This window comes from Nakamurella aerolata (assembly GCF_013002705.1).
Classification (GTDB): Bacteria; Actinomycetota; Actinomycetes; order Mycobacteriales; family Nakamurellaceae; genus Nakamurella; species Nakamurella aerolata.
In genome coordinates, this window is sequence record NZ_JABEND010000005.1 from 243,676 (window position 1) to 259,016 (window position 15,341).

Annotated in this window: 13 protein-coding genes and 1 pseudogene; 4 read left to right on the forward strand and 10 right to left on the reverse strand. The window is 70.7% G+C overall.

The features are described 5' to 3' along the window. Positions 1-32: 32 nt before the first annotated feature. Positions 33-671: pseudogene (locus HKD39_RS20520) on the reverse strand (MFS transporter); the annotation flags it as partial. A 74-nt stretch (positions 672-745) separates the two neighbouring features. Here HKD39_RS20520 and HKD39_RS11035 point away from each other — a divergent pair. Continuing rightward, on the forward strand, positions 746-1,093 hold the full coding sequence (locus tag HKD39_RS11035; protein ID WP_171199910.1) for a MerR family transcriptional regulator: 348 nt from the start codon (positions 746-748) through the stop codon (positions 1,091-1,093). 39 nt (positions 1,094-1,132) lie between these two features. Here HKD39_RS11035 and HKD39_RS11040 read toward each other — a convergent pair whose 3' ends face one another. Together HKD39_RS11040 and HKD39_RS11045 are read right to left on the reverse strand one after the other, a co-directional pair. Continuing rightward, on the reverse strand, positions 1,133-2,566 hold the full coding sequence (locus tag HKD39_RS11040; protein ID WP_171199911.1) for an RsmB/NOP family class I SAM-dependent RNA methyltransferase: 1,434 nt from the start codon (positions 2,564-2,566) through the stop codon (positions 1,133-1,135). Continuing rightward, positions 2,563-3,534 carry a methionyl-tRNA formyltransferase gene (locus HKD39_RS11045; protein WP_171199990.1) on the reverse strand — a complete coding sequence of 324 codons (972 nt, stop codon included), beginning with the start codon at positions 3,532-3,534 and terminating at the stop codon, positions 2,563-2,565. The genes HKD39_RS11040 and HKD39_RS11045 overlap by 4 nt, the downstream gene beginning before the upstream one ends. A gap of 127 nt (positions 3,535-3,661) precedes the next feature. Between HKD39_RS11045 and HKD39_RS11050 the strand changes: the two genes are divergently transcribed. Further along, positions 3,662-4,837: an acetyl-CoA C-acyltransferase gene (locus tag HKD39_RS11050; protein ID WP_171199912.1), complete on the forward strand. Its 1,176-nt coding sequence runs from the start codon at positions 3,662-3,664 to the stop codon at positions 4,835-4,837. Here HKD39_RS11050 and HKD39_RS11055 read toward each other — a convergent pair. Then, the gene (locus HKD39_RS11055; protein ID WP_171199913.1) at positions 4,834-5,559 is read right to left on the reverse strand and encodes a MerR family transcriptional regulator; all 726 of its coding nucleotides are present in this window, start codon (positions 5,557-5,559) and stop codon (positions 4,834-4,836) included. The genes HKD39_RS11050 and HKD39_RS11055 overlap by 4 nt on opposite strands. A gap of 98 nt (positions 5,560-5,657) precedes the next feature. On the opposite strand from HKD39_RS11055, the gene HKD39_RS11060 reads away from it, so the two are divergent. After that, positions 5,658-7,184, forward strand: a complete 1,527-nt coding sequence (locus tag HKD39_RS11060; protein WP_171199914.1) for an MFS transporter — start codon at positions 5,658-5,660, stop codon at positions 7,182-7,184. On the opposite strand, the gene HKD39_RS11065 is transcribed toward HKD39_RS11060, so the two are convergent. Beyond that, on the reverse strand, positions 7,181-8,062 hold the full coding sequence (locus HKD39_RS11065; RefSeq protein WP_212754429.1) for an ArsR/SmtB family transcription factor: 882 nt from the start codon (positions 8,060-8,062) through the stop codon (positions 7,181-7,183). The two genes, HKD39_RS11060 and HKD39_RS11065, sit on opposite strands and share 4 nt — an antisense overlap. Positions 8,063-8,163: 101 nt before the next feature. Between HKD39_RS11065 and HKD39_RS11070 the strand changes: the two genes are divergently transcribed. Next, positions 8,164-9,033 carry an aldo/keto reductase gene (locus HKD39_RS11070; RefSeq protein WP_212754430.1) on the forward strand — a complete coding sequence of 290 codons (870 nt, stop codon included), beginning with the start codon at positions 8,164-8,166 and terminating at the stop codon, positions 9,031-9,033. A gap of 52 nt (positions 9,034-9,085) precedes the next feature. Here the strand turns inward: HKD39_RS11070 and HKD39_RS11075 are convergent, their stop codons facing one another. From HKD39_RS11075 to gmk, 5 genes are all read right to left on the reverse strand, one after another. Then, complete coding sequence (locus HKD39_RS11075; protein WP_246232419.1) at positions 9,086-11,302, reverse strand: primosomal protein N'; 2,217 nt, start codon at positions 11,300-11,302, stop codon at positions 9,086-9,088. A gap of 164 nt (positions 11,303-11,466) precedes the next feature. Then, positions 11,467-12,693, reverse strand: a complete 1,227-nt coding sequence (gene metK / locus HKD39_RS11080; RefSeq protein ID WP_171199916.1) for a methionine adenosyltransferase — start codon at positions 12,691-12,693, stop codon at positions 11,467-11,469. Between the two features lie 85 nt (positions 12,694-12,778). Then, positions 12,779-14,209 carry a bifunctional phosphopantothenoylcysteine decarboxylase/phosphopantothenate--cysteine ligase CoaBC gene (coaBC, locus tag HKD39_RS11085; protein ID WP_171199917.1) on the reverse strand — a complete coding sequence of 477 codons (1,431 nt, stop codon included), beginning with the start codon at positions 14,207-14,209 and terminating at the stop codon, positions 12,779-12,781. A 26-nt stretch (positions 14,210-14,235) separates the two neighbouring features. Next, entirely contained in the window at positions 14,236-14,550 is a 315-nt protein-coding gene (gene rpoZ, locus HKD39_RS11090) for a DNA-directed RNA polymerase subunit omega (RefSeq protein ID WP_171199918.1), read from the reverse strand. Between the two features lie 117 nt (positions 14,551-14,667). Beyond that, a complete protein-coding gene (gene gmk, locus HKD39_RS11095) occupies positions 14,668-15,294 on the reverse strand; it encodes a guanylate kinase (protein WP_171199919.1) in 627 nt (208 codons plus the stop codon). Between the last annotated feature and the right edge of the window lie 47 nt (positions 15,295-15,341).

Below are 15,341 nucleotides of genomic sequence, written 5' to 3' on the forward strand. Positions count from 1 at the left end.
AAGGGTGCCAGGTAGCTGAACACCATCAGCACCCCCACGTTGCCGACCGCGGTGACGGACAGCGCCAGCAGCACCGGACGGCGCCGCAACACCCGCAGTTCGGCCAGCGCGGTGGGCCGGCGTTCGCCGCGCGAGGACGGCAGCAGCAACCACACCAGCACCAGCCCGAGCAGGCAGGCCAGTGTGATCGCGGCGAAGGTGGCGCGCCAGCCCCAACTGCCGCCTATCACCGTGCCAATAGGAGCTCCTAAGACCATCGCAAGGTTCATCCCGAACGCCAGCCAGGCGACCATGGTCGCGGACCGCTCCGGCGGCGCCGAGCTCACCGCGACCACAATGGCCTGCGCAAAGAACGTCGAGGTGACCAGCGCGGCAAGCACCCGCGCCGCCAACAACACAGCAAAACTCGGGGCCACCGCAGAGATCGCGTTCCCGAGTACGGCAACGGCCAGCAGGCTAACCATCAGCCGCTTCCGGTCGACCCCAGCTGTTACCGCCGTGAGCACCGGGCCACCGATGATCATGCCGACGGCGTAGGCGGTGACCAGCAGCCCCGCAGTCCCGACGCTGACCTGCAGATCGCCGGCGACCTCCGGCAAGATCCCGGCCACCACGAACTCACCGGTGGTGATGCTGAAGACGCAGAACATGAGGACGACGAGCGGCACCATGTCCCGGACGCTAAAGTCTCACGTCAATGTCAGAGTCAAGGCCAGTCGGACTCCCGCCGGACGAAGCCGCCGCCATGAAGATCGGCAAGCTGGCGGCACGTAGCGGGGTAAGCGTGCGCGCGCTGCGCTACTACGAGGAGAGGGGCGTCCTGGTACCTGACCGAACGCCCAGCGGCTACCGGGTTTTCACCCCAGCCGACGTTCGGAGGGTGGCGCACATTCAGACCTTGCTGGCCGCCGGCCTTCGGATGCAGCTCATCCGCGAGATCCTGACCTGCCTGTCGGGCGAGTCGCTGTTGCTGGACGAATGCCGCGAGCGGCTCGCGGCAGAACGCCGTCGGATCAGCGGCGACATCGACCGGCTGATACGCACCCGATCGCTGCTGGACGACCTGCTGGCAGGTGGGCACTCAGGGACTTGATGCCGGACGGCTCCCTGCGCGCGTCAGTCGCCGGCTGGCTCAGCTGCGGCGCAGCAGCGCCAGGAACATGGCGTCGGTGCCGTGCCGGTGCGGCCACAACTGCACGGTGCCTGGCACCGGGCCGTCGAGCGGCGCGTCGGCGGCGGGATTACCGGGAACCAGTTCGGTGGCGTCGACGATCTCCAGGTCTTTCGGGCGGCGGTTCAGCACCGCAGCGGTCTCGACCAGGTGCGGCGAGCAGGTGACGTAGCCGATCAGCCCGCCGGGCCGCACCAACCCGGCCGCCGACTGCAGCAGGTCGCGTTGCAGCCGAGTCAGTTCGGCGACGTCGGCCGGTTGCCGGCGCCAGCGGGCTTCCGGGCGGCGACGCAGCGCCCCGAGCCCGGTGCAGGGCGCATCCAACAGCACCCTGTCGTAGCTGCCCGCCGGCAGCCCAGGGTCGCGTCCGTCGGCGGTGTGCACCGTCACCGGCAGCCCGGAGACGGTGCGGCGCACCAGGTCTGCGCGGTGCGGCGAGATCTCGACGGCGTCGACGGTGGCGCCGCGCCTGGCTGCCAACGCGCCGAGCAGACCGGCCTTGCCACCCGGTCCCGCGGCCAGATCGAGCCAACGCTCGTCGCTACCGTCCAGCGGCGCCTCCGCCAGTGTCAGGGCGACCAGCTGCGAGCCCTCGTCCTGCACGGCGGCGCGGCCGTCGGCGACGGCGGCCAGCGCACCGGGGTTTCCCGCAGGTAGGTACAGCCCGTACGGCGAGTAGCGCGCGGGGGTGCCGCCGCTCTCTGCGGTCAGCTCGTCCCGCGCGATGCGGCCAGGACGCGCCACCAGATGCACGGCGGGCGACTGATTGTCGGCGGCGAGGGCGTCGGCGAGCTCGTCGCGCCGCGGACCGAGCGCGTCACCGATCGCGTCCACGATCCAGCTGGGATGAGCGGTGGTGAGTGCGAGGTGACCGGTCGGATCGTCGTCGGACGCCGGTGCCAGCTCGGCCAGCCAACCGTCGAGATCGTGGGCAGACACCTTGCGCAGCAGCGCATTCACGAAGCCGGCGGCGCCGGGCCGGCCACCGGCGCGCACCAGGTCGACGGTCGCCGACACCGCGGCGTGCGGCGGGATGCGAGTACGCAGCAGCTGGTAGGCGCCCAACCGGAGCGCATCCAGCACCGGCGGGTCGATGCTGTCCAGTGGTCGGGTCGAACAGGCGGAAAGGATCGCGTCCAACTGACCCTTGGTGCGGCTGGTGCCGTACGACAGCTCGGTGGCCAGCGCCGCGTCCCGCCCGGAAAGGCCATGCGCGGCAAGCAGTTCCGGCAGCTTCAGGTTGGCGTAGGCGTCGTCGGCCCGGACCGCGGCGAGCAGCTCGGCGGCTACCTGCCGAGCCGGGTCCACCTGCGGTGGGCGGCCGCCGGACGGACCGGACGCGCGCCCGCGGCGCGGGTCGTTGGGTCGCCGGCCGCGCCGCGGTGGATGACTCATGTCTGCACATCCGTTGCGGCGGCGGCGCTCTGGCCCAACAGGTCGTCCGCGGTCGGGCGGGCGCCGCGGGCCCAGTCCGCGGCCGGCATGGGCTTCTTGCCCGGAGCGGTGACGGTGCCGAGCCGGACCGCTCCCGACCCGGTTCCGACGACAACCGCGCGTTTGCTGACCACCAGCTGCCCCGGCTGGACATCGGGCGGGGCGTCCATCGGCGTCACCGGCCCGAGGGTGAGGCGCCCCCACCGGCTGCCGGTGGTAGCGCCGGGATCCGGTGTCATGGCCCGGATCAGCCTGTCGATCTCCCCCGCGGGGCGGGTCCAGTCGACCACCGCGTCGGCCGCGGTGAGCTTGCCGACGGTGCTGACGCCTTCGTCCGGTTGCGAGACCGGATGGGCGGTGCCGGCGGCGAGCGCGTCCAAGGTTTCCAGCAGCAGCCCAGCACCGCGGTCGGCCAGCCGGCCGAGCAGGTCGCCGGTGGTGTCGGTGAGGCCGATCGGCTCGGTGAGGGTGCCGTACACCGGGCCGGTGTCCAGGCCGGCCTCCAGCCGGAAGGTGCTGGCGCCGGTGCGCTGCTCCCCCGCGCGGATCGCCGCCGCGACCGGGGCGGCGCCGCGCCACGCCGGCAGCAGCGAGAAGTGCAGGTTGGTCCAGCCGTGCGGCGGAATGTCGAGGATGCGCTGCGGCAGGATCGCACCGTAGGCCACCACGGCGCCGGCGTCGGGGGTGAGGTCGGCGATGGTGTCGGCAATCGCGTCGCCGCGCAGGTTGGCGGCCTTGATCACCGGAATCCCCGCCTCGTCGGCGACAGCGGCGACCGGTGACGGCTGCAGGGTGCGGCCACGGCCCACCTTGGCGTCCGGGCGGGTGATGACGGCAACCAACTGGTGCCGACCCTGCCGATGGGCGTCCAGCAGTGCCCGCAGCGATGGGACAGCGGCGTCGGGGGTGCCGGCGAACACGATGCGCAGGACGGGCTCCTTTGTCTGGGTCAGGCAGATTCCAACCGCTTCGATCCTAGTCAGCGGGAATGCTCGCCCGGCCGGCTGCGGCTGCGGCGGCGAACCGCCAGCAGCCGGCGCCTGCCACCATGGAGGGATGAGAGACGCCGTCATCGTCGAAGCCGTCCGCACTCCCGTCGGGAAGGGCAAGCCCGGCGGCGCCCTGTCTGCGGTGCACCCGGCGGATCTGCTGGCGCACAGCCTGCGAGCCGTGCTGGACCGCACCGGCATCGACCCGGAGCTGGTGGACGACGTGATCGCCGGCGCCGTGACGCAGGTCGGTGAGCAGTCGACCAACATCGCGCGCACCGCGTTGTTGTCGGCCGGGCTGCCGGAGAGTGTGCCGGGCACGACGGTGGACCGGCAGTGCGGCTCCAGCCAGCAGGCGGTGCATTTCGCGGCGCAGGCCGTGCTGTCCGGTGCGCAGGATGTGGTGATCGCGGCCGGTGTCGAGTCCATGTCGCGGGTACCGATGGGCTCGAACGTGACAGCGGATTCGCATCCGTTCCACGGCGCCGGGCTGGCCGAGCGGTACCCGGAAGGCCTTGTTCCGCAAGGTATCTCGGCGGAGTTGATCGCTGCGAAGTGGGGCATCACCCGGACGGCGATGGACGAGTTCGCCTCGGCCAGCCAACAACGCGCGGCGCAGGCCACCGCCGCCGGGCGGTTCGCCGGGCAGCTGGCACCGCTGGCCGGATTGACCGCCGACGAGGGCATCCGCCCCGGCACCACCGCCGAGAAACTCGCGGCGCTGGCACCGGCATTCGTCAGCGACACGTACAGCCGGCGTTTCCCGCAGATCGACTGGAGCGTGACCGCCGGGAACGCCTCGCAGCTGTCCGATGGCAGCGCCGCGCTGCTGATCACCACCAGCGCGAAGGCCACCGAGCTCGCCCTGACGCCGCTGGCTCGCATCCACACCATGACGGTGGTCGGCTCCGACCCGCTGTACATGCTCACCGGGGTGATCCCGGCGACCGAGAAGCTACTGGCCAAGGCCGGGGTGCGGCTGGACGACATCGACAGGTTCGAGGTGAACGAGGCGTTCGCCTCGGTGGTCCTTGCCTGGCTGCAGGAGACCGGCGCCGACCCGGCGCGCACCAATCCGGATGGCGGCGCCATCGCCCTCGGGCATCCGCTGGGCGCCAGCGGCGCCAGGATCATGACAACGCTGGTGCACGGTCTACGGTCCGGCGGCGGGCGTTATGGGCTGCAAACCATGTGCGAGGGCGGCGGTATGGCCAACGCCACGCTGCTGGAGCGGCTGGGTTAGCTGTCCGTCGGGACGTCCGAGTAGCCGGACAGCGCGTCCGGAATACCCAGCACGGCAAAGTGATCGGCGAAGTGTTGCTGACTCAACTGCAGGGTGCTGGCGTGCGAGCCGAGGTCGGACTCGACCTGCCGATCTCTGCGGACAAGCCGCGACATCCGTTGCAGCTCAGCCAATGCCTCAGCGTCACCGCCGACGGCCGCGTCGAAGGTCCGGTAATGCTGGACGAAGGCCGGGTCGGACATGGCCTCCCGTTTGCGGGCGATCCAGGTCGTCACCAGATCGGGCGCGACCACCAGCCAGAGCAACCAGGAGTCTCGTTCGAGCTGGACGGTACGTTCACTGATCCCGCACTGCCGCAACAGATCAAGGAAGTCGGCGACATCGTCGGGCAGGTAAATGCGGTCGCCGCTGCGCAGCTGCCGTAGCCGCTTCCGCCTGGCCTGCAGCGCTTTGACCTGCGCGGCCAACTCCGCGTCGATGCGGTCGATGTGGACGTCGAATTCCTCGGTCGGCGCGGTGAGCACCTGGCGCACCTTGGCCAGCGGGACACCGGCGTCGGACAGCGCCTTGATCCGCACCAGCTCTATCACCTCGGCGGCGCCGTAGCGCCGGTAACCGGAGGCGTCCCGTGCCGGCTCGGCGAGCAGGCCGATCCGGTGGTAGTGCCGCACCGCCCGCACGGTGACCCCGACATACTCGGCGACCTGACCGATGGTCAACATGGGCCCATGTGTGCAGGGTTGACCCTGCGTCATGGTCAACCGTTTCCGGGATCGCTGTTTTGACCTTGACCCTGGGGTAGTCCGTCAGCATCGCCGGCATGACAACCTCACAACAGCGCGACAACGCGCAAAGTCCCGCCGACAGTGACACTTTCGGTCGTTCCGGCGCCCGACGCTGGTGGGTGCTGGTGGTGATGTGCCTGGCCATGCTGGTGCTGCAGATGGATGCCATGGTGCTGAACGTTGCGCTGCCGACGCTGGCCACCGACCTCGGAGCCGACGACGGGCAACTGCAGCTGATCCTGACGGCCTACATGGTGCCGTTTGCCGGACTACTGCTGTTGGCCGGCAGTCTTTCCGACCGTTTCGGGCGCCGGCGGTTGCTGATCATCGGGCTGGTGGTGTTCGGCGTTGCCTCCGGTTTCGCGGCCTGGGCGGGCAACCCTGAGGTGTTGATCGCTACCCGGTTCGGCATGGGCGTCGGCGGCGCGTTGATGATGCCGAGCACCATGTCGATTCTGATCGTCAGCTTCCCGGACGAGACCGAACGCCGAAAGGCGATGTCGGCGTTCGCGGTGATGAGCGTTCTCGGTCTGGTCGGCGGTCCGCTGGTGGGAGGCTTTCTGCTGCAACATTTCTGGTGGGGTTCGGTGTTCTTGCTGAACGTGCCGCTGGTCGTGCTGGCGTTGATCGCTGCCGCTACCCTGCTCACCGAGTCGACCGGGCCCGCCCGCCGGTTCGATCCACTGGGCGCGGCGCTGTCCATGGTCTGGACGGCGACGCTGATCTGGGCGATCGTCGAGTTGCCGGACGGGCTCACGCCCCCGGTACTGATCGCTCTGATCGTCGCCGGCGTCAGCCTTGCCGTGTTCGTGGTGTGGGAATGGCGCAGTCGTCATCCGATGGTGCCGATCGGCCTGTTCGGCAACCGCGACTTCTCCGGCTCGTGCTTCTCGATCCTGTTGGTGATGTTCGCCTATGGCGGCTTCCTGCTGGTGTTGACGCAGTACCTGCAGTCGGTGCAGGGTCGCACCCCAACGGCGGCAGCGCTGGCCCTGCTGCCGGTGGTGATCGCGATGATCGTCATGCAACCGATCGCCACCGCCATCGGGCAGCGCACCGGGCAAAAGCCTTTGCTGTTGGCAGGTTTGCTGCTGCTGGCCGCCGCGTTCGTGTTGCTGGCGCTGTGTGACGAAGACACCGGCTGGTGGCAGCTGGCCGGGATATTGGCACTCTTCGGCGTCGGCGGCGGTGTCGCTCAACCGGCCGCGATGACGATCCTGACGGGCGCCATCCCACACGAGCACGCCGGCGTCGGTTCGGCATTGAACGACACCATGCTGCAGACCGGATCGGCGTTCGGGGTCGCGGTGCTCGGCAGCATCCTGGCCGGCGGGTACAGCGGCCGGCTGGGCGAGGCCCCCGGCCCCGCGCGGGAATCGCTGGCCGGGGCGCTCCAGTACGCGGCCGTTCGGCGCGACTCCGCACTGGCCCAGACGGCCCGCGACGCCTTCGTCGGGTCCATGCAGCTCACGTTGGCGGTGAGCGCGGCAGTGGTGGTGCTGGGCGCGGCGTTGGCCGCTGCGCTCGTGCGGCGCCGGCAGCTCACGCCGGCGGCCGGTTAACCCATGCCCGGCATGGTTCGCCCGGTCTCTACGAAGGTCTTGAGAGACGAGATCACCAGCGAGGCGCCGCCGTCCACCTGCTGCTCGGTCCGGGTACCGACCGGCACGTCGGTGTGGGTGACGGTCACCCTCGTCACGTCGGGCTGCAACTGCTGCAGCGCCCACTCGTAGTGCGAGGCGGGGTCGGCGGCGGTCTCCGCCGACCAGGTGGCGCGGAAGGTGTGGGCCAGCCGCACCTCGGGTTCGATGGCGGTGATCTCGCCGGCGATCAGCGATGCGCCGTCGGCGTCCAGCCATTCGATCGGCGCCCCGACCGACCAGTCGCTGCGCACCAGACCACCGAAGAACCAGCGGCGGGTCTGCTCCGGATCGGTGATCGCGGCCCAGACCTGTTGCGGTGGAGCGGAAATCACCACGGTCGCGACGAGAGTCCGGGTGGTGGGCTCGTTCGCGTTGGGCACGTTTGCGGTGCGCTCGGCGGTGCTGCTGGCAGCGTTGGGCACGGTGGTGTTGGGCACGGTGGTGTCGGGCATGGTTGCTCCTTGGTTGGCGAGATCGGATTCGACGTGGTCGCGGAGCCGGGACAGCGCGAGCCCAGCGACAGCGGCGTAGTCGTCGAGCCAGCGGCGCGCCAGGTCGACGATCGGGACCGGATTGAGCTGGACGTACCTGCTGCGCCCCACCTTGCGGGTGGTGACCAGCTCGGCGTCCGCCAGCACCCGCAGGTGCTTCAGCACGGCGTGCCGTCCGAGCTCGGGCAGCACACTTTCCAACTCGCGCACCGGCCGGCCGTCGGCCTCCCGGAGCGCGTCCAGCAGCGCCCTGCGGTGCGGGTCCGCGAGCGCGCGGATGGTCACCTCGGGGTCGTCGGCCGGCATGTCACCGACGTTAGGTGACCACTTGGTCACCTGTCAAGGCCGGGCCGCACGCACCGGGGCGATTTGCCCTCAACTCGCCTTCAACTTCTACGCTCCCCGGTATGACAGTTCCCCAGCCGACGACCGATTCGGTAGCGGACCTTCCACTGACATCGCCGTTGGGCGATGCCGGAGTCCAAGGGTTCGGGCTGATGCGGGTCAGGGACGAAGGCTGGGGCGACGCCGACCGCGACCCCGGCGCGCTGGTCCGGGCCGCGCTGGACGGCGGAGTGCGGGTACTGGACACCGCCGAGATGTACGGCAACGAGGATGTCGTCGGGCGGGCCATCGCCGGGGTGCGCTCAGAAGTGTTCCTGTGCACCAAGTTCGGCGTCTACTGGGGTGAGTCCGGGCGCTTCGACGACTGGAGCGTGCGGGCCGACCCGGCGACCGTGCACCGCGCCATCGACGGCAGCCTTGGCCGGTTGGGTACCGACACCATCGACCTGTACTACCTGCACCACCGCAGCGACGACACCCCCATCGAGGACACGGTCGGCGCCATGGCCGAGCTGCGCGCGGCCGGCAAGATCCGCCGGTTGGGGCTGTCGAACGTGACCGAGGACGACATCAAGCGGGCGCACGCGGTGCACCCGATCAGCGCCGTCCAACAACCGTGGTCGCTGGCCGAACGCAAGGTCGAGACCATGCTTCCGCTGCTGCGCGAGCTTGGCATCGCGCTGGTGGCCCACTCCCCGATGAACCACGGCGATGTCGGCGCGGCCGGCCGCAGCACCGCCGTTCAGCAGGCCGCAGCACGTCACGGCATCAGTACCGCCCAGCTGTCCCTGGCCTGGGTGCAGCAGCGGGCGAGAACGCTTGACCAGCAGGTGATTCCACTTCCGGGAACCACCAGGGTGTCGCATCTGCGGGACAACATCGCGATGAGCACACTGGAACTCGACGACGCCACCATGAGCGAGTTGAGCTGAGGGACTCCGCGCTGGGCTGACCGACCTCGCCGATCGCCCGATCGATGGATGGTTACAGCACCGCGGCGGGATCGACCTGAACCCGAGGTGGCGCAGCGTCTTTGCGGACGCCGAGCTCGACCACCATGGTGCGCACTGCGGCGGCCAGCGCCCGCCGGTCGGCCAGCGGTCCACGCAGCAACAGCCGGTAACGCTCTTCGGCCGGATCGCCTGTGCCAGGCCGGGTTTCGATCGGCACCGGCCCCAGCAGCTGGGCGCCGGCCGGTGCCGACAGCTCGGTCTCGGCATCGGTGACGGTGCGCTCGGATCCCTCCAGCGAGATCATCGCGGTGGCCGGTGGGAAGCCGAGCTGCCGGCGGTCGGCCAGCTCCCCGGCGGCGAACCACGCTGGGTCCCAACGGATCAGCGCCTGCGCCGCCGGCAGGGCCCCGTCCACCCCAATCACCAGCTGGCCGCCGTCGGCGGCGGGTCGCACCAGCGCGGCGGCGTTGAACCAACGCCGGGTGGCCTGCTGGGCGGCGTCCAGGCTCGGCAATGCCAGCAGCGCCGAGCCGTCCAGCAGCAGCGCCGCCCCGTACCCACCGTCGGCGACGGGTTCCGCCCCCGGCGTCGCCACCACAACGGCGGCGGCATCCGGCACCCGGTCGCGGATGGCGTCGCCGGCCGAGGTGATCAGTGGCACCCCGGGGAATGCCCTGCCCAGCTCCTCGGCGGTGCGGCCGGCGCCGATGCTGATCGCCCGCAACCGCCGGCCACCGCACGCGCCGCAGACAAAGTTGGCCTCCGGCACTCCACACCAGCCGCAGGTCGGGATCTGACCGCGATCGGGCTCACCGGCGACACCCTGCCGGGCCGGCGGAATGCCGAGCGGCCCGTGACAACGACGACAGCGGGCCGGCCGGCGGCACTGGGCACACGCCAGCGACGGCAGGTAACCGCGCCGCGGCACCTGCACCAACACCGGGGCGTCAGCGGCCAGCGCCGATCTGGCGGCGGCGAATGCGGCCGGTGACAGCCGCGCCCTGGCGGCGGCCGCGTCGGCACCGATCGCGTAGCTGTCGCCCTGCGCCTGCACCCGCGGCATCCGTTCCCGGACCGTGGCCCGTGACGCCGACATGTCTTTGGCCCAACCGGATTCCACCAACAACTGCGCTTCAACACTGCGGCCGAACGCACCGACCAGCAGCGCGGCGCCCTCGGACGCCGAACGCAGCATGAGTACCTCGCGGGCATGCGGGTACGGAGCCCGCGGCTCGGCGAACGACGCGTCCGCGTCGTCGAAGATCGCCAGCAGTCCCAGCCGCTGCACCGGGGCGAACGCCGCCGCCCTTGTCCCGATCACCACCCGCACCTCACCGCGCCGGATGCGCAGAAACCGCCGGTACCGTTCCGCCGGACCCAGATCGGCGGTCAGCGTGGTGAAGGCTGTGGGTGAAAGACGTTCCGCCACAGCGGCTTCCAGCCGAGCGACATCACGCGCGTCCGGCACCAGCAGCAACGAACCCCATCCGGCTGCCGTGCTGATGGCGGCCGCCTCGGCCAACCGCGCCGGCCAATCCTCGCCAGGCAGGGCCTGCCACACCGCGCGGGCGGGGCGCCCGTCCGACACCGCGGACAGGAACGCCGGGCCGGCGGCGTATTGCCGCCACTGTGCTGAAACGTCTTGGCTTGCACCGTTTGTGACGGTAGGGGTCGCGTCCTCACCGGACGTCGGGTCCGGCGCCGGACCGGACGTCACCGCGGCCTCCGCCCTGGCGTGCCGCGGCGGGACGGCGAGCCGCAGCACGTCAGCCATGCTGCCGACGTATCGGTCGGCGACCCGGCGGGCCAGCGCGGCGATCTCACCGGTGAGCACCGGCTCCGGCGAGATCACCCGCTCGAGGTAGCCGAGCCGACCGGGATGATCGCTGGCGGGTAGCCGCCGCAGCACGTACCCGTCGACCAGCCGCCCGGCGAACCGCACCCGCACCCGCGCGCCCGGCACCGCGTCGTCGGCGAGATCGGCCGGCACCAAATAGTCGAACGGCCGGTCCAGATGGGTGAGCGAGACGTCTACCGCCACCTCGGCCACCGGCAGCGTCGCGGCCGGCGACTTCGGGGTACCCGGCTTCTTGGCCGTGCCGGACCTGCCGCTCCCAGCGCCGCCATTGCCGGATCGGCCCGCACCCGACTTCTTCGCAGTGTCTTGGCGTTTCGCGCCGCCGGAGTCCGCACCGTCGCCGACGGCCGGGTGCATACCCGAGCGCATGGTCGGCGGTGTTGCGGTCATCCTTTGTGGATACCAGATGCGGCCGTCGGTGCCGCCGGTGATCCACCGGCCGACCCCGTCTCTGCAACTTCTGGCCCTACCGAACGCCGAAGCGCCCGGCCTCCGCGCGGAGGTCGGGCGCTCGGTCACCTCACGACCGCTGTCGAGGTGGCTGCTCGGGTCGGCTACAGGCCCAGAGCCGACTTCAGTTCCTGCGCCTTGTCGGTGGACTCCCAGGGCAGCTCGATGTCGGTGCGGCCGAAGTGACCGTAGGCGGCGGTCGGCGCGTAGATGGGGCGCTTGAGATCGAGATCGCGGATGATGCCGCCGGGGCGCAGGTCGAAGACCTCTTTGATGGCCTCGGCGATCTTGTCCGGATCCACCTGCTCGGTGCCGAAGGTCTCGACGAACAGACCGACAGGAGCGGCCACGCCGATGGCGTAGGCGACCTGAACCTCGATGCGCTCGGCCAGCCCGGCAGCCACCGCGTTCTTGGCTACCCAGCGCATCGCGTAGGCGGCGGACCGGTCGACCTTGGACGGGTCCTTGCCGGAGAACGCGCCGCCGCCGTGCCGCGCCATGCCGCCGTAGGTGTCGACGATGATCTTGCGGCCGGTCAGCCCGGCATCACCCATCGGTCCGCCGACGACGAACCGGCCGGTGGGGTTGATGTGCTTGGCGTAGTTGCGGGTGTCGATGTCGACGTCGGCGATCACCGGCTCGATGACGTTCTGCAGGATCTCAGGAGCGAGCTGCTTCTCCAGATCGATGTGCTCGGCGTGCTGGGTGGACAGCACCACCGTGTCCAGGCGCAGCGCCTTGTCGCCGACGTACTCGATGGTCACCTGGGTCTTGCCGTCCGGCCGCAGGTAGTCCATGGTGCCGTCCTTGCGGACCTCGGTGAGCCGGCGAGAAAGCCGGTGCGCCAACGCAATCGGCAGCGGCATCAGTTCCGGGGTGTCACTGCAGGCGTAGCCGAACATCAGACCCTGGTCGCCTGCACCCTGCTTGGCGATCGCGGCGTCGTCGGAGTCAGCACCCTCGGCGCCCGCACCGCCGGCGGAGCCGAGGCGGACCTCCTCGGAGGTGTCGACGCCCTGTGCGATGTCGGCGCTCTGCTGCCCGATCGCGATGTTGACGCCGCAGGACTCGCCGTCGAAGCCCATCTCGGACGAGGTGTAGCCGATGTCCATGATCTTTTCGCGGACCAGCTTGGGGATCTCGACGTAGGAGTTGGTGGTGACCTCGCCGGCGACGTGCACCTGGCCGGTGGTCACCATGGTCTCCACCGCGACGCGGCTGGCCGGATCCTGCGCCAGCATGGCGTCCAGGATGGTGTCGCTGATCGCGTCACAGATCTTGTCGGGGTGCCCCTCGGTGACCGACTCGGAAGTGAACAGGCGGGACGTCACGTTGCAAATCTCCTTGGGGTCGGCGCGGCTGCGCGCGGATGCTGACCGGCAACCATCAGTGCTGGCCGGCGGCTAACTCTGCAGATTAGTCGGAATGTGCGGTGGAACCGGCATCGGGGCGCAGCCGCTGAGCGATGAGATCGCACACAGCCGCGCCGATCAGGGCCTTGGGCCCGCGGGCCAGCTGCCGCTGCAGCGGCTCGCCGGGCGCGGTGGTGTCAGGGTTCTGCAGGACGACGGCGGCGTTGTCGGCCACCTCGAAGCCCTGCCCGCCGCTGACCTCGTTGACCACCAGCACGTCGCTGCCCTTGCGGGCCAGCTTGGCCCGCCCGAAGTCGAGCGCGGACGTCTGCTGGTCGCCGGTCTCAGCGGCGAACCCGACGATGACGCCGATGGTCAGCTCGCCGGCGGCCCTGGCCCGCACCAGGCCGCGCAGGATGTCCGGGTTCTCGGTGAGCGCGATGCTGCGCCCGGCCTCCGCCGGTTCGGTTCTCCCCGGCCCGGTCTCCGCCGGCTCGGCAGGCGCGGTCCCGGCAGCGGCGGGCTCGGTGCCTGCACCCGACACCTTTTTGATCTTGTGGTCGGCGACGATGCTCGGCCGGAAGTCGGCGACGGCGGCGTTCATCACCACCGCGTCGACCCCGGACCCGCCGGCGCCGGCCAGCTCGCCCAGCAGCGCATGTTGCAGCTCAAGGGCGCTGCCCACCCGCCGCACGGTGACGCCCGGCGGGTCGAGCAGATCGGTGTTGGCGGCGATCAACGTGACGTCGGCGCCGCGGGCGGCGGCCACCAGCGCCAGCGCATAACCCTGCCGGCCGGAACTGCGGTTGCCCAGGAAGCGCACCGGATCCAGTGGCTCGCGGGTGCCGCCCGCGGTCACCACGATCCGGCGTCCGGCCAGGTCGTACGGCAGGGCGTCAGGACGATGCAGCAGCAGTTGCGCCAGCTGGGCCAGCTGCTCCGGCTCCGGCAGCCGGCCGGGCCCGGAATCCGGCCCGGTGAGCCGACCGACGGCCGGCGGGACGACCACAACACCGCGGGAACGCAGGGTGGCGACGTTGGCCTGGGTGGCAGGGTGCAGCCACATTTCGGTGTGCATCGCGGGGGCGGCGAGCACCGGTGCCTTGCTGGCCAGCAGGGTCGAGGTGAGCAGGTCGTCGGCCATCCCGGCGGCCGCTCTGGCCAACAGGTCGGCGGTGGCCGGGGCCAACACGATCAGGTCGGCGTGCTGGCCGATGCGCACATGCCTGACCTCGTCGACCCCGGTGAAGACCGAGGTGGAGACCGGACGTCCGGACAGTGCCTCGAAGGTGGCTGCACCGACGAACTGCAGCGCGGCCTCGGTGGGGACGACGGTGACGGCCGGTGCCGGCGCGTCGGCGTCCGCCGGGCTGGACGGGTCGGCGGCGCCCGGCAGCGCACGCAACCTGCGGATCAGCTCACCGGCCTTGTAGGCGGCGATGCCGCCGCCGACGCCGACGACGATCTCGGCGCCGGACTCAGCGGGGATGGGCATCGTCGAGGGTCAGCGTGGAGCTGACATCAGGCCTTGGCGTTGTCTTCGGTCTCGACACCCTCGGTGTGCTCCAGCTTGCTGTCGTTGATCTCGCGCAACGCGATCGACAGCGGCTTCTCCTTGGGCAGCGGCTCCACCAGCGGCCCGACGTACTCCAGCAGCCCCTCGCCCAGCTGGGCGTAGTACTCGTTGATCTGCCTGGCCCGCTTGGCGGCGTAGATGGCCAGGCCGTACTTGCTCGAGGTCTTCTCCAGCAGCTCGTCGATCGGCGGGTAGGTGATGCCCTGGGCGGCGATCTCAGCCGGGGTGGCGGTGGTTTCGGTGGTCTCGGCGGTGGTCACGGAAGGTCAACTCCTACGGCAGGGCGTGCTACGGCGATCGAACATCGATCAGGTCTTGGACAGATCGGCTGACATGTCGGGCTGGGCCGAAGGGCCGGTGGGCGACACCCGGGGGTGTCAAGACGGCTGGTCAGCGCCGGATCTACTGGTCAATGCTACCAATTCCGCGGTGGCGGCTTCGACGTCGTGATTGACGATCGTCCGGTCGAACTCCGGCTCGGCCGCCAGCTCTGCTCGTGCCGCCGCGAGCCGGGCCGCGCGCACCGGCTCCGGTTCGGTGCCGCGGCCGACCAGCCGGCGGGCCAGCTCCTCGTACGACGGTGGTGCCAGGAAGATCAGCATCGGTCCGCCGGCGCCCAGCGGCCCGAGCTTCGCACGGACCTGCCGCGCACCCTGCACGTCGATCTCCAGCAGCACGTTCTGCCCGTCCGCCAGCCGCTGCGCGACCGGTCCGGCCGGGGTGCCATAGCAATTGCCGGCGAACTCGGCCCACTCCAGCATCTCGCCGCCGTCGACCAGCTCGGCGAACCGCTCGCGGCTGACGAAGAAGTAGGAAAAGCCGTCCCGCTCCCCCGGCCGCGGCGTCCTGGTGGTCGCCGACACCGACAGCCACAGCTCGGGTTCGAGCACGCGCAGCCGCGCCATCACCGTGCTCTTGCCGACCGCCGACGGACCGGACAGCACGAACAGCCGGCCGGGCGTCGGTACAGCGGCGCCGGCGGGCGGGTCGGGGGCGGGCGTCATGGGACAAGTATTGCCTGGCGCACACCAACCGAGCCGACCGGCCGCGG